The organism is Pseudomonas sp. SWRI81, assembly GCF_014268545.1.
Classification (GTDB): domain Bacteria; phylum Pseudomonadota; class Gammaproteobacteria; order Pseudomonadales; family Pseudomonadaceae; genus Aquipseudomonas; species Aquipseudomonas hamedanensis.
This window is the reverse complement of the sequence record NZ_JABWQS010000007.1, coordinates 75,126-89,207: the sequence shown is the minus strand read 5'-3', so window position 1 is coordinate 89,207 and position 14,082 is coordinate 75,126. Positions and strand designations below refer to the sequence as shown.

Below are 14,082 nucleotides of genomic sequence, written 5' to 3'. Positions count from 1 at the left end.
CCGATGATTGTCGAACTTTGAGTGGAGATGTAACGCGCGTTAGTTAGCGGTATTTAAACGTCAGTTTTTATTGTGCCTGGCGCAGAAATAGTTACGCGCCGGGGCGAGCTCTAAAACAGCGCCACTCTCGTGGGGAATCCTTGAGAGTGGCCCCAGAAGAGCGATGCCCAGTCAGTACGCGTAGCGCAGCATCATGTGCGGCAAATGACGCAGGACAAACAGGCTGAACAGCAAGACCAGGGCCGGCAAAATCAGCCACCAGACCTTGAATGGCATGGCGTTGAGTGGTGTTCGGCGCTGGCTCAGCCACAGGCCCGCGGCGCAGACACAGGCCGCCAGCATCGCGCCGGCGAGAATGTCCGTCGGCCAGTGCGCGCCCAGGTATACCCGCGACAGGGCAATCGCCAACGCCGGGATGCAGCCCACCAGCAGCCAGGTCAGGCGCATGCGTGGTGGTTGCCCCCGGCCGGCAAGCACCGCCAGGGTCAGGAACAGCGCAAAGGCGCCGGAGGCGTGGCCGCTGGGCATGCTGTAACTGGTCAATGGGTCCGTCAGCACTTCCGGGCGGACCCGGGCGAAAAAGTGTTTGGTCGTGGTGTTGAGCAATGCAGTGCACAGCAACGTGCCACCGGTGAAGATCGCGTGGCGCCATTGCCGGCACAGCAACAGCAGGCCGGTGAGCAGAGCGCTGAACAACAGCATGTTGTGAAACTCACCGATCAGGGTCAGCGTGACGGCGATCTCATCAAGCGTCGGTTGGCGATGTTCCTGTACCAGCGTCATCACGCCTTGGTCGAGCGCGGTCAGATAGGGAAAACCGATGAACAGGCCGATCAGAATCAACAGGCTCATGCTGCTGATCCAGATCGTTGCGCGACGATGGCGGCGCAGGCTGCTGTTGACGCTCATGCCGACCATCACTGCGATAGCGGCGGCGACGATCCCCGCTTCGAGCCAGAAACCCTCGGGCAATGGCAAACGGAATGCCGCACCCGTGGCCCAGCCCGGCAGCAGATAGGCCAGGCTCCAACCAGCGGCCGCCAGCAGGCTGACAGCAAAAAACCGCGGGAAGGGCATGTCGCACATGCCGGCGACCATCGGCAGCATGGGCCGCAGCGGGCCGATGAAGCGTCCGACCAGCAGGCTGGCGATGCCATAGCGCTGGAAATAGGATTCGGCGCCGGCCATCCATTCCGGATGATGGCGCAGCCCCGGCAGGCGGCGGATGTTCTGGTGGAAATGCCGGCCGAGGAAATACGAGATCAGGTCGCCAAGGATTCCGCCCAGGAAACCCAGCAACAGCGTTTCGCTCAAAGACAGTGCGCCGCTGCCGGCCAGCACCGCCACGGTAAACAACAACACCGTGCCCGGCACGATCAACCCGGCAATCGCCAGGCATTCCACACACGCGACAATGAAGACCGCGGCAGCCAGCCACTGCGGATTGGCGGTCAACCAACCAGTGATGCTATCGAGCCATGGGCCCATACAGACAACTCCATCAAATCTTTAATTGATCCCGAAGGATGCATCGTTATCAGCGGTTGACTGATCACCTGTGGGAGCGAGCCTGCTCGCGAATGCCCCGTGTCAGACGTAGAAACATTGGCTGGCACGCCCTCTTCGCGAGCAGGCTCGCTCCCACAGGGGATGTCATTTGGTTGCAGATTCGGCGTCAGCCCCGGGAAGCAGAAAATAATCCCGCCCTTCGACCTGACCGCGTCGCAGCGGGTTCCTTGTGCACCATTGCGCATAGGCGGCGTCAACGAAGCGATACAGCAGATGCTCGTCCCGGCCCAGCGGAATGCCCAGTCGGGTGGTTTGAATAACGTGCGAGGGCTTCGGTCCGGTGTCCTCGACCAGCAACAGCTCGTGGTCAAAACGCTTGGCGTCCCACACCGGCACTTTCAACCCCAGCGCCTTGCACAGCAAGGTCTGTCCGGCGCACAGCTTTTGCGTCGGACGTGGACGGCCCTGGGCATCGGGATTGTTCAGGAGCATTTGCGCCAGGCTCGCCGGGCCGCTGATTTCATCGACCCACGGATAGGCGGATTTAATCAGAACTGCATTGCCCGGCCCTTGGGCGCTGAAATTCAGCGAGTCGCCGCCACGGGCGTAATACATATAGATGTGGCCGCCATCCAGAAACAAAGCCTTACGCTTTTCCGTGTAGCCGAGCGAGGCGTGACTGCCTTTTTCCGCGCAGTAATAGGCTTCGGTTTCGATGATCCGTGCGCTCAACCACAAGTCCCCGATGCGATGGCGGATGACTTTGCCGAGCAAATCCTGCGCCAGCACTTGCGCGTCACGGTCAAAAAAACTGTCTGGCAGGCCCACCGGCAGGCGCTCGGTGGCAGGGCGAAGGTGCACGTTGGTCATGATGGGCAAGGTTTATCCAGGCTCAAGAGGCCGTGATGATAGCAACGCTCAGCTTAATTACGTCTGAACGTTGGCCAAATGCTGCTCATTTCGACCATCCGCCCGTCACTGCTGTTAGTCCCGGGACGCGACAGCTATAATCTGCCGCTTTCCTCTTTGCCAAGACCCCAGCAGCCATGACTGAGTCCGTTCTTGACTACATGACCCGATTGGGTCGCGCCGCCCGCCAGGCTTCCCGGGTCATTGGCCGTGCCAGCACTGCGCAGAAAAACCGCGCCTTGCAGGCAGCGGCCAATGCGCTGGACGCCGCGCGCGCCGAGCTCGCCGCCGCCAATGAGCAAGACCTGGCAGCCGGTCGCGCTAATGGTCTGGAACCGGCTCTGCTGGAGCGTCTGGAACTGACCCCGGCGCGCATCGACGGCATGATCGTCGGTCTGCGCCAGGTCGCGGCGCTGCCTGATCCGGTCGGTGCGATCCGCGACCTGAGCTTCCGTCCGTCGGGCATCCAGGTCGGCAAGATGCGCGTGCCGCTGGGCGTGATCGGGATCATTTACGAATCCCGTCCCAACGTGACCATCGACGCGGCCAGTCTGTGCCTGAAGTCCGGCAATGCGACGATTCTGCGCGGCGGCTCCGAGGCGATTCATTCCAATCGCGCGATTGCCGCGTGCATTCAACGCGGTCTGGCCGAGGCCCAATTGCCCGCCGCCGTGGTGCAAGTGGTCGAGACCACCGACCGCGCCGCCGTCGGTGCGCTGATCGCCATGCCTGAATACGTCGACGTCATCGTGCCCCGTGGCGGCCGTGGCCTGATCGAACGCATCAGCCGCGATGCCCGCGTGCCAGTGATCAAACATCTGGACGGTATCTGCCACGTTTACGTCAGTGCCCATGCCGATCTGCCGAAAGCCCAGCGCATCGCTTTCAATGCCAAGACGTATCGTTATGGCATTTGCGGCGCGATGGAAACCTTGCTGGTCGATCAGGCAGTCGCCGCTGACTTCCTGCCGGCGATGGCGGCGCAGTTCCGCGAAAAAGGCGTCGAGCTGCGCGGCTGCGAGCGCACCCGGGCGATCATCGAGGCCGTGGCTGCCAGCGAAGACGACTGGCATACCGAGTATCTGGCGCCAATCCTGTCGATCCGCGTGGTCGACGGCCTGGACCAGGCGATCGAGCACATCAACCATTACGGCTCCCATCACACCGACTCGATCGTCAGCGAAAACCTCGCAGACACCCGTCGCTTCGTGGCGGAAGTCGACTCGGCCTCGGTGATGATCAACACCCCGACCTGCTTTGCCGATGGATTTGAATACGGATTGGGTGCCGAGATCGGCATTTCTACTGATAAGCTGCACGCCCGCGGCCCGGTGGGCCTGGAAGGACTGACCTGCGAGAAGTACATCGTGGTCGGCGATGGCCAGTTGCGCGGCCAGGCGACGGTCTGACTTGACCGACCTCGACCTGACAGCACCGCAGCCCGGCAGCGAGTCCCGTCCGCAACGCATTGGCGTGCTGGGCGGCACGTTCGACCCGGTGCACATCGGTCATCTGCGTGGCGCACTGGAAGTCGCCGAAGCGCTGGCGCTGGATGAGCTGCGCATGATGCCCAGCGCCCGACCGCCGCACCGCGATACGCCGCAGGTGTCGGCGCAGGATCGCCTGGCGATGGTCGAAAGCGCGGTGGCCGGTTTGCCGCCGCTGGTGGTGGACGCCCGTGAATTGCAGCGGGACAAACCGTCCTGGACCATCGATACCCTGGAGTCGCTGCGCGCCGAAATGGCCGCCGAGACCCAGGTTTTTCTGCTTTTGGGCTGGGACGCATTTTGCGGCCTGCCCACTTGGCACCGCTGGGAAGAGTTGCTCCAGCATTGCCATATCCTGGTGCTACAGCGCCCGGACGCCGACAGCGAACCGCCGGATGCCTTGCGCAACCTGCTGGCAGCGCGTTCGGTGAGCGACCCGCTGGCCCTGAAAGGGCCGAGCGGACAGATTGCATTCGTCTGGCAGACACCGCTCGCGGTTTCCGCCACCCAGATCCGTCAACTGCTGGCCAGCGGTAAGTCGGTACGTTTCCTGGTGCCCGACGCGGTCCTGGCCTACATCGATGCGCACGGTCTGTACCGTGCGTCGAACTGAACAAGGCGTGCTTCACTGATACGAATCACCGTATCCCAAGCCGCCGAATACATGAGCAAAACGAGTTTTATATGACTGACAAAGATCTACCGAAAGTAAAGCGCAAAGGCACCTTCAAGAGCGCGCCGCTGCCTGAAGCGGTCAACACCAATGAGCCGCTCAAGGGCGACGAACTGGTCAAGCTTGCCGTCGCCGCGCTGGAAGACGTCAAGGCCCAGGACATCCAGATCATTGATGTGCGCGACAAGCAGAGCATCACTGACTACATGATCATCGCCACCGGTACCTCCAATCGCCAGATCAACGCGATGCTGGACAAGGTCCGCGAAGAAGTGAAGAAACAGGGCGCCAAGCCGCTGGGCGAAGAAGGCAAGGGCGACAGCGACTGGGTGTTGCTCGACCTCGATCTGGTGATCGTGCACATGATGACCGCCTCGGCACGTCAGTTCTACGACCTGGAGCGTCTGTGGGCCGGTGCCGAGCAAAGCCGCGCGGCCGACGCCAAGCACCACAGCCCGGAAAACACCCACGAGCACTTCACCAAGCTCAACAAAGACCAGTTCTAAGGGATTGCTGTGCGACTGCGCCTGATCGCCGTCGGTTCACGCATGCCCAAGTGGGTGGAAGAAGGCTGGCATGAATATGCCAAGCGTCTTCCGTCCGAGCTGGCGCTGGAACTGGTGGAAATTCCGCTCAATACCCGCGGCAAGAATGCCGACGTGGCCCGTTTCATCCGCCAGGAAGGCGAAGCCATGCTGGCCAAGGTCGGGCACAACGAGCGGATCGTCACGCTGGAAGTTCACGGCAAGCCCTGGAGCACCGAGCAACTGGCGGTCGAGCTTGATCGCTGGCGGCTGGATTCGCGCACGGTCAATTTCATGGTCGGTGGCCCGGAAGGGCTGGCGCCGGAAGTTTGCGCCCGGGCTGACCAGCGCTGGTCGTTGTCGCCGCTGACGTTGCCGCACCCGCTGGTGCGGATCCTGATCGGCGAACAGTTGTACCGTGCCTGGACCGTGCTGTCCGGTCACCCTTACCACAAGTAATCCTGCCCCCATGACTCAGCCGATCCGCATCAAGGACCACGAAAAGGACGCCCGTCTGGTGCGCAGCCGCGTCGTGTTCGGTGCGATCGTGATCGTGGCGCTGATATGTGTGCTGATCGCGCGGCTGTATTACTTGCAAGTGATCCAGTACGAGTACCACTCGACGCTGTCGGAAAACAACCGCGTCCACGTGCAGCCGATTCCGCCGACCCGCGGGTTGATCTTCGACCGCAACGGCGTGGTGGTGGCGGACAACCGTCCGAGCTTCAGCCTGAGCATGACCCGCGAGCGCTCCGGCGACTGGCAACAGGTGCTCGACGTCATTGTCGAGGTGCTGGAGCTGACGCCCGAGGACCGGGTGATCTTCGAGAAACGCATGCGTCAGGGGCGCCGACCGTTCGAACCGGTGCCGATTCTGTTCGAACTGAGCGAGGAGCAGATCGCCCGGATTGCCGTGAACCAGTTCCGCCTTCCTGGCGTGGAAGTGGTGGCGCAACTGGTCCGTCACTATCCGCAGGGCGCGCATTTTGCGCACTCGGTGGGTTACATGGGGCGGATCAACGAGAAAGAGCTGAAGTCGCTCGACCCGGTCAATTACAGCGGCACCCACCATATCGGCAAGACCGGCATCGAGCGTTTCTACGAGCCGGAATTGCACGGTCAGGTCGGTTACGAGGAAGTCGAGACCAACGCCCGTGGCCGCGTGTTGCGCGTGCTCAAGCGCACCGATCCGATTCCCGGCAAGGACATTGTCCTGAGCCTCGACATCAAATTGCAGGAAGCGGCCGAGGCAGCACTGGGCGGGCGCCGTGGCGCGGTGGTTGCGCTCGATCCGAAGACCGGTGAAGTGCTGGCGATGGTGAGTCAGCCGAGCTTCGACCCGAACCTGTTCGTCACTGGTATCAGCTTCAAGGCCTACGCCGAGTTGCGTGATTCCATCGACCGGCCGCTGTTCAATCGTGTGTTGCGCGGTCTGTACCCGCCGGGTTCGACGATCAAACCGGCGGTGGCGATTGCCGGCCTCGACGCGGGCGTGGTCACGGCGTCCAGCCGGGTGTTCGACCCGGGTTACTACATGCTGCCCAATTACGATCACAAGTACCGCAACTGGAACCGCACCGGTGACGGCTTCGTCGACCTCGACACGGCGATCATGCGTTCCAACGACACCTACTTCTATGACCTGGCGCACAAGCTCGGCATCGATCGGCTGTCGGCCTACATGAACAAGTTCGGCATCGGCCAGAAGGTCTCGCTGGACATGTTCGAAGAATCCCCCGGCCTGATGCCGTCCCGCGAATGGAAGCGCGCCACCCGCAAACAGGCGTGGTTCCCTGGCGAAACCCTGATCCTCGGAATCGGCCAAGGCTACATGCAGTCGACGCCGCTGCAACTGGCCCAAGCCACTGCGCTGGTCGCCAACAAAGGCATCTGGAATCGCCCGCACCTGGCCAAATCCCTCGACGGGGTGAAACCGGTGGATGACAACCCGATGCCGAACATCGTGCTGCGCGACCCGTCCGACTGGAACAAGGTCAACCACGGCATGCAGCAGGTGATGCACGGGGCCCGTGGCACCGCGCGCAAAGCGGCGATCGGCGCGCAATATCGCATTGCCGGCAAGTCCGGTACCGCGCAGGTGGTCGCGATCAAGCAGGGCGAGAAATATGACCGTTCCAAGGTTCAGGAGCGCCACCGCGACCACGCCTTGTTCGTCGGTTTCGCCCCGGCCGATGACCCTAAAATCGTCGTCTCGGTGATGGTCGAGAACGGTGAATCCGGTTCCGGCGTCGCCGCGCCCGTGGTGCGTCAGATCATGGACGCCTGGCTGCTCGATAAGGACGGTCATCTGAAAGCCGAATACGCCAGCCCAATCACTGCGGAGGCCTCGGCCCGTGATGAATAACTTCGATCGCATGCTCTCCAGCGAGGATGTGATGCGTCGCCGTGCGACGCTGCTGCAAAGGCTGCACATTGATGGGCCGCTGCTGATCCTGCTGCTGATCCTCGCCGCCGGCAGTCTGTTCGTGCTGTATTCGGCCAGTGGCAAGAGCTGGGATCTGCTGGCCAAGCAGGCTACCTCGTTCGGTATCGGTCTGGTGTCGATGGTCGTCATCGCCCAGCTCGAACCGCGGTTCATGGCCCGCTGGGTGCCGCTCGGTTATGTGATCGGCGTGGTGCTGCTGATGGTCGTCGACATCATGGGCCACAACGCCATGGGCGCCACGCGCTGGATCAACATCCCCGGGGTGATCCGCTTCCAGCCCTCGGAGTTCATGAAGATCCTCATGCCGGCAACCATCGCCTGGTATCTGTCCAAACGCACCCTGCCGCCGCAGCTCAAGCACGTCGGCATCAGCCTGATGCTGATTGGCGTGCCGTTCGTTCTGATCGTGCGCCAGCCGGATCTGGGCACCTCGCTGCTGATTCTCGCCGGGGGCGCTTTCGTACTGTTCATGGGCGGCTTGCGCTGGCGCTGGATTCTCAGCGTGCTGGCGGCGGCCGTGCCGGTGTCGGTGGCGATGTGGTTTTTCGTCATGCACGACTATCAAAAGCAGCGGGTCCTGACGTTTCTCGACCCGGAGAGCGACCCGCTCGGCACCGGCTGGAACATCATCCAGTCGAAAGCGGCGATCGGTTCCGGTGGGGTATTCGGCAAGGGCTGGCTGCTCGGCACCCAGTCGCACCTGGACTTTCTGCCGGAAAGCCACACCGACTTCATTATTGCCGTGCTCGGCGAAGAGTTCGGTCTGGTCGGCATCTGTGCGCTGCTGCTGATCTACCTGCTGTTGATCGGTCGCGGGCTGGTGATCACCGCTCAGGCGCAAACGCTGTTCGGCAAGTTGCTCGCCGGTGCGTTGACCATGACATTTTTTGTTTACGTTTTCGTCAACATCGGTATGGTCAGTGGCCTGTTGCCGGTCGTAGGGGTGCCGTTGCCGTTCATTAGCTACGGAGGAACTTCGCTGGTGACGCTGCTGTCAGCGTTTGGGGTTTTGATGTCGATCCATACCCATCGCAAGTGGATCGCACAGGTTTGAATAAGGTGAAGAGTTCAATGCAAGCAATGCGTGGCTGGGCGACTCGATGTGCGCCGCTGGTTGGCCTGATGGGCCTGCTGGGGAGCGTGCAGGAAGCGCTGGCCGGCGACTATGAAGGCTCGCCGCAGGTGGCCGAATTCGTCGGTGAAATGACCCGCGACTACGGTTTCGCCGGTGAACAACTGATGGGTGTGTTCCGCGAGGCGCAACGCAAGCAGTCGATTCTCGACGCCATCTCCAAGCCCGCCGAACGGGTCAAACAGTGGAACGAATACCGCCCGATGTTCATCACTGACGCGCGCATTGCCCGCGGCGTGGACTTTTGGCGTCAGCACGAGGCGACACTGGCCCGTGCCGAGCAGGAATATGGGGTGCCCGCACAAGTGATCGTGTCGATCATCGGCGTAGAGACTTTTTTCGGACGTAATACCGGTAATTTCCGCGTCATCGACGCCTTGTCGACCCTCGGTTTCGACTATCCTCCCCGTGCCGAATTTTTCCGCAAGGAACTGCGTGAGTTCCTCTTGCTGGCCCGTGAAGAGCAGGTCGATCCCCTGACCCTCAAAGGCTCGTACGCCGGGGCCATGGGCTTGCCGCAATTCATGCCCAGCAGCTTTCGCGCCTACGCGGTGGATTTCGACGGTGACGGCCACATCAATATCTGGAACAACCCCGACGATGCGATCGGCAGCGTTGCCAGCTATTTCAAGCGTCATGGCTGGGTTGCTGGCGAACCGGTGGTCAGCCGCGCCGATGTGCGTGGCGAGCAGGCCGATGAAGGCTTGACCACCGGCATCGAGCCGGTGAAGACGGTGGCGGAGTTGCGGGCGCTGGGCTGGTCAAGTCATGATGCGCTGCGCGATGATATGCCGGTTACTGCATTTCGCCTTGAAGGCGACAATGGCCCGGAATACTGGATGGGCCTGAAGAATTTCTACGCAATCACGCGTTATAACCGCAGCGTGATGTACGCCATGGCCGTACATCAACTGTCTGAACAGCTGGTACAAGCACGGGGCGTCAAGTAATGCAGGCATTGCCTAACAACAAACCCCTGAAGCTGGTGGCTTTCGCTGCGTTGGCAGTCCTGGTCGCCAGTTGCACGACCAGCCGCACGCCGACGCAGAAGACCTCGTCCACCGCTGTCCGCGCCCAACCGGGCCTGGACATCAACCGCGCGCACAAAGATGGCGCGCCGTGGTGGGACGTTGATGTTTCGCGCATCCCCGATGCGACCCCGACCCTGCACACCGGCCCGTACAAGGCCAACCCGTACACCGTGCTGGGCAAGACCTACTTTCCGTTGCAGGAATCCAAGACCTACGTGGCTTCGGGCACGGCGTCCTGGTACGGCACCAAGTTCCATGGCCAGAACACCGCCAACGGCGAAGTGTATGACCTGTACGGCATGAGTGCCGCGCACAAGACCTTGCCGCTGCCGAGCTACGTTCGGGTGACCAACCTGGACAACAACAAGAGCGTGATCCTGCGCGTCAATGATCGCGGGCCGTTCTACTCCGATCGCATCATCGACCTGTCCTACGCGGCGGCGAAGAAACTCGGCTATGCCGAAACTGGCACCGCGCGGGTCAAGGTTGAAGGCATCGATCCGCAGCAATGGTGGGCAGCCAAGGGGCGTCCGGCGCCGCTGATGCTCAACGAGCCGCAAGTGGCGCAAAATAGCGCGCCGGTGATCACGGCTTCGGCCGGCACCGTCGAGCAGTGGACGCCACCGCCGCAACAGCACGCTGCGGCCGTAGTGCCCGTGCAGATCGATGCAAAAAAAAACGCTTCTGCACCAGCGTCTGGCCAGTATCTGCAGGTGGGCGCGTTCGCCAACCCGGACGCTGCCGAACTGCTGAGGTCGAAGCTCAGCGGGATGGTGAGCGCTCCGGTGTTCATCAGCTCGATCGTGCGCAATCAGCAGACCCTGCACCGGGTACGCCTGGGGCCGATCGGCTCGCCGGGTGAGATCGCCCAGGTGCAGAACAGCGTGCGCCTGGCCAACCTGGGTTCGCCCAGTGTGGTCACCGAGTAATACGTAGACCTTGATTGACGGTTCACTTGCGGTATTCGGGGGGTGAACCAGGTTGTTGGCTCGTCGAAGAACAAAAGCCCGGCAAGGGTGACTGGAGTGAGCAACTGAACACGCGATGGCCCGTTAGAAGGCTGTCTGAATAAGTTTTGCCTTCGGGCAAGTTTCCATTAGCGATTTCGAGAGACGGATGAACATCACCACCTTTGCCAAACGCCTGTGTCTGCTAGTCCCGCTGCTCCTCTCGCCAGCCGCTTTTGCGGCCGAGATGATGCCGTCGCCACCACAACTGGCTGCCAAGGCCTACGTTCTGATGGACGCGAGCAGCGGCAACGTGCTGGTCGAAAACAATGGCGACCAGCGTCTGCCGCCGGCCAGCCTGACCAAGCTGATGACCGCATACATCGCGACCCTGGAAATCCGTCGCGGCCAGATCGGTGAAAACGACCCGGTGACCGTCAGCGAAAACGCCTGGCGCACCGGCGGTTCGCGGATGTTCATCAAGGTCGGCTCGCAAGTGACTGTCAGCGACCTGCTGCACGGCATCATCATCCAGTCCGGCAACGACGCCAGCGTCGCCCTGGCCGAACACATCGCCGGCAGCGAAGACGCATTCGCCGACCTGATGAACAAGACCGTCACCGAACTGGGCATGACCAATACCCACTTCATGAACCCGACCGGTCTGCCGAACCCTGAGCACTACTCGTCCGCGCACGACATGGCGATCCTGGCTCGCGCGATCATCCACGAAGACCCGGCTCACTATGCGATCTACTCGCAGAAAGAGTTCTTCTGGAACGGCATCAAACAGCCGAACCGCAACCTGCTGCTGTGGCGCGACAAGACCGTTGACGGTCTGAAAACCGGCCACACCGATGAAGCCGGCTACTGCATGGTGTCCTCGGCGGTACGTGACGGCCAGCGCCTGATCGCCGTGGTGTTCGGCACCAACAGCGAAGTGGCTCGCGCCGCTGAAACCCAGAAGCTGCTGACCTACGGTTTCCGCTTCTTCGAAACCCAGACCTTCTACCAGAAGGGCACTGAACTGGCGCAGGCGCCGGTCTGGAAGGGCACCACCAACCAGGTCAAGGCCGGCCTGGCGCAAGACCTGACCATGACTCTGCCGAAAGGCCAGTTGAAGAAGCTCGCTGCGAGCATGACCATGAACCCGCAACTGGTTGCGCCAATCGCCAAGGGCGACGTGATCGGTAAAGTTGAAGTCAAACTGGAAGACAAGGTTGTGCACAGCGCTGACCTGATCGCTCTGGATGGCGTCGAGGAGGGTGGTATCTTCCGCCGCATGTGGGATAGCATCCGTCTATTCTTCTACGGCTTGTTCAACTGATTTAGTGTTGACCTGCATGGCCCCGCCCCGATCCGGTGCGGGGCCATGTGCGTTACCACGGCTTAAGAGGCCGTTACGCCATGACCGATACCGAAGTACAGGCGCCAAAGATCGAATTTCCGCAGACTGATTATCCGATCAAGGTGATCAGCGATACGGGCGTCGGCCGCAAAGACCAGATCATCGAGATCGTCAAGAAACACGCGACCATCAATGATGAGCGCATCGACGAGCGTCAAAGCAGCACCGGCAAGTACACCACTATCCAGCTGCACATCGTCGCCACCGATCAGGATCAGCTGTACAACATCAACAGCGAACTGCGGGCGACCGGCTTCGTACACATGGTGCTGTGATGCCGGGCACGCTGGGCTTTCGCGAGCTTGGCCAGATGGCGTACGAGCCGGTCTGGCATGCGATGCAGCGCTTTACCAACGAACGCGGCAGCAGTGCCGCTGACGAAATCTGGCTGGTTGAACACCCTCCGGTGTTCACCCAGGGCCAGGCGGGCAAGGCCGAGCATTTGCTGCTGCCGGGCGATATTCCGGTGGTGCAGGTCGATCGTGGCGGCCAAGTGACTTATCATGGCCCCGGGCAACTGGTGGCCTATCTGTTACTGGATGTACGCAAGCTGGGATTCGGCGTGCGTGATCTGGTCAGCCGCATGGAAGCCTGCCTGATCGAACTGCTGGCCAGCTACGGCGTCACCGCCGCCGCCAAGCCAGATGCTCCCGGCGTGTACGTCGATGGAGCGAAAATCGCTTCTCTGGGTTTGCGCATTCGCCACGGTTGCTCCTTTCACGGCCTGGCCTTGAACGTGGATATGAACCTGGAACCGTTTCGACGGATTAATCCCTGCGGCTACGCCGGGCTGGCGATGACCCAGCTGAGTGACCACGCAGGATCGATTGAATTTGCCGAGGTAAGTGCCCGGCTGCGCGCGCAGCTCGTCAAACACCTCGACTATGCTGAGCAGACGACCCTCACGGGCGGAATCGACTGATATGACTACTGATGCAGTGCAAACCATGATCCCGACGCTCGACGTGACCGAGCGCCCGGCCCCGCGTCCCAAGGTTGAAGCCGGCGTCAAGCTGCGCGGCGCCGAGAAGGTTGCACGCATTCCGGTCAAGATCATTCCGACCACCGAACTGCCGAAGAAACCCGACTGGATCCGCGTACGCATCCCGGTTTCCCCGGAAGTCGACCGCATCAAGAGCCTGCTGCGCAAGCACAAGCTGCACAGCGTCTGCGAAGAAGCGTCCTGCCCGAACCTCGGCGAATGCTTCTCCGGCGGCACCGCGACCTTCATGATCATGGGCGACATCTGCACCCGTCGCTGCCCGTTCTGCGACGTGGGTCACGGTCGTCCGAAGCCATTGGACGTGAATGAGCCGCAAAGCCTCGCTATTGCGATCGCCGACCTCAAGCTCAAGTACGTGGTCATCACCTCGGTTGATCGTGACGACCTGCGTGACGGCGGCGCCCAGCACTTTGCCGACTGCATCCGTGAAATCCGCAAACTGTCGCCGAACGTGCAGCTCGAGACGCTCGTCCCGGACTACCGTGGCCGCATGGACATTGCCCTGGAAATCACCGCCGCCGAGCCGCCGGATGTGTTCAACCACAACCTGGAAACCGTGCCACGCCTGTACAAGGCCGCGCGTCCGGGTTCGGATTACCAGTGGTCGCTGACCCTGCTGCAACGCTTCAAGCAGATGATGCCGCACATTCCGACCAAGTCCGGCCTGATGCTGGGTCTGGGCGAGACCGACGACGAAGTCATCGAAGTCATGAAGCGCATGCGCGAACACGACATCGACATGTTGACCCTCGGTCAGTACCTGCAACCGTCGCGCAGCCACTTGCCGGTGCAGCGTTTCGTGCACCCGGACACCTTCGCCTGGTTCGCCGAGGAAGGCTACAAGATGGGCTTCAAGAACGTTGCTTCCGGTCCGCTGGTACGCTCCTCGTACCACGCCGATGAGCAGGCGAAGCTGGTCAAGGCAGAGCTGCTGGGTTCCTGATCCCGCACTGAGGTACAAAATGCCCGCCGAGGTTAACGCCCGGCGGGCATTTTTTTGCCCGGCTTACATT

The 14,082-nt window shown here is 61.6% G+C and carries 14 protein-coding genes; 12 read left to right on the top strand and 2 right to left on the bottom strand.

The features are described 5' to 3' along the window. Positions 1–171: 171 nt before the first annotated feature. Positions 172–1,488 (bottom strand): bifunctional DedA family/phosphatase PAP2 family protein, encoded by a 1,317-nt coding sequence (locus HU765_RS06905; RefSeq protein ID WP_186619505.1) that lies wholly within the window; start codon positions 1,486–1,488, stop codon positions 172–174. A gap of 165 nt (positions 1,489–1,653) precedes the next feature. Then, positions 1,654–2,379, bottom strand: a complete 726-nt coding sequence (locus HU765_RS06900; protein WP_186546933.1) for a DNA-3-methyladenine glycosylase — start codon at positions 2,377–2,379, stop codon at positions 1,654–1,656. Between the two features lie 176 nt (positions 2,380–2,555). Between HU765_RS06900 and HU765_RS06895 the strand changes: the two genes are divergently transcribed. The 12 genes from HU765_RS06895 to lipA all read left to right on the top strand — a co-directional run bounded on the left by HU765_RS06895 (position 2,556) and on the right by lipA (position 14,012). Then, positions 2,556–3,827, top strand: coding sequence for a glutamate-5-semialdehyde dehydrogenase (locus HU765_RS06895; protein WP_186619504.1), 1,272 nt, complete (start codon positions 2,556–2,558; stop codon positions 3,825–3,827). After that, a complete protein-coding gene (nadD, locus tag HU765_RS06890) occupies positions 3,796–4,518 on the top strand; it encodes a nicotinate-nucleotide adenylyltransferase (protein WP_238344658.1) in 723 nt (240 codons plus the stop codon). The genes HU765_RS06895 and nadD overlap by 32 nt, the downstream gene beginning before the upstream one ends. A 71-nt stretch (positions 4,519–4,589) precedes the next feature. After that, on the top strand, positions 4,590–5,084 hold the full coding sequence (gene rsfS, locus HU765_RS06885) for a ribosome silencing factor (protein WP_186619503.1): 495 nt from the start codon (positions 4,590–4,592) through the stop codon (positions 5,082–5,084). Between the two features lie 9 nt (positions 5,085–5,093). Further along, a complete protein-coding gene (gene rlmH, locus HU765_RS06880) occupies positions 5,094–5,561 on the top strand; it encodes a 23S rRNA (pseudouridine(1915)-N(3))-methyltransferase RlmH (protein WP_011063671.1) in 468 nt (155 codons plus the stop codon). A gap of 10 nt (positions 5,562–5,571) precedes the next feature. Continuing rightward, on the top strand, positions 5,572–7,467 hold the full coding sequence (gene mrdA / locus HU765_RS06875; RefSeq protein ID WP_186619502.1) for a penicillin-binding protein 2: 1,896 nt from the start codon (positions 5,572–5,574) through the stop codon (positions 7,465–7,467). Positions 7,468–7,498: 31 nt separating this feature from the next. Further along, positions 7,499–8,602: a rod shape-determining protein RodA gene (gene rodA / locus HU765_RS06870; protein ID WP_186619555.1), complete on the top strand. Its 1,104-nt coding sequence runs from the start codon at positions 7,499–7,501 to the stop codon at positions 8,600–8,602. Between the two features lie 17 nt (positions 8,603–8,619). Continuing rightward, a complete protein-coding gene (mltB, locus tag HU765_RS06865) occupies positions 8,620–9,630 on the top strand; it encodes a lytic murein transglycosylase B (RefSeq protein WP_186619501.1) in 1,011 nt (336 codons plus the stop codon). Beyond that, positions 9,630–10,640, top strand: a complete 1,011-nt coding sequence (locus HU765_RS06860; protein ID WP_186619500.1) for a septal ring lytic transglycosylase RlpA family protein — start codon at positions 9,630–9,632, stop codon at positions 10,638–10,640. Before mltB ends, HU765_RS06860 begins: the two co-directional genes overlap by 1 nt. Positions 10,641–10,827: 187 nt before the next feature. After that, a complete protein-coding gene (locus HU765_RS06855; protein ID WP_186546791.1) occupies positions 10,828–11,985 on the top strand; it encodes a D-alanyl-D-alanine carboxypeptidase family protein in 1,158 nt (385 codons plus the stop codon). 80 nt (positions 11,986–12,065) lie between these two features. Beyond that, on the top strand, positions 12,066–12,341 hold the full coding sequence (locus tag HU765_RS06850; RefSeq protein ID WP_016773029.1) for a DUF493 domain-containing protein: 276 nt from the start codon (positions 12,066–12,068) through the stop codon (positions 12,339–12,341). Further along, positions 12,341–12,988 (top strand): lipoyl(octanoyl) transferase LipB, encoded by a 648-nt coding sequence (gene lipB, locus HU765_RS06845; protein ID WP_186619499.1) that lies wholly within the window; start codon positions 12,341–12,343, stop codon positions 12,986–12,988. Before HU765_RS06850 ends, lipB begins: the two co-directional genes overlap by 1 nt. Before the next feature lie 25 nt (positions 12,989–13,013). Then, a complete protein-coding gene (gene lipA / locus HU765_RS06840) occupies positions 13,014–14,012 on the top strand; it encodes a lipoyl synthase (RefSeq protein ID WP_169432710.1) in 999 nt (332 codons plus the stop codon). Positions 14,013–14,082 lie beyond the last annotated feature (70 nt).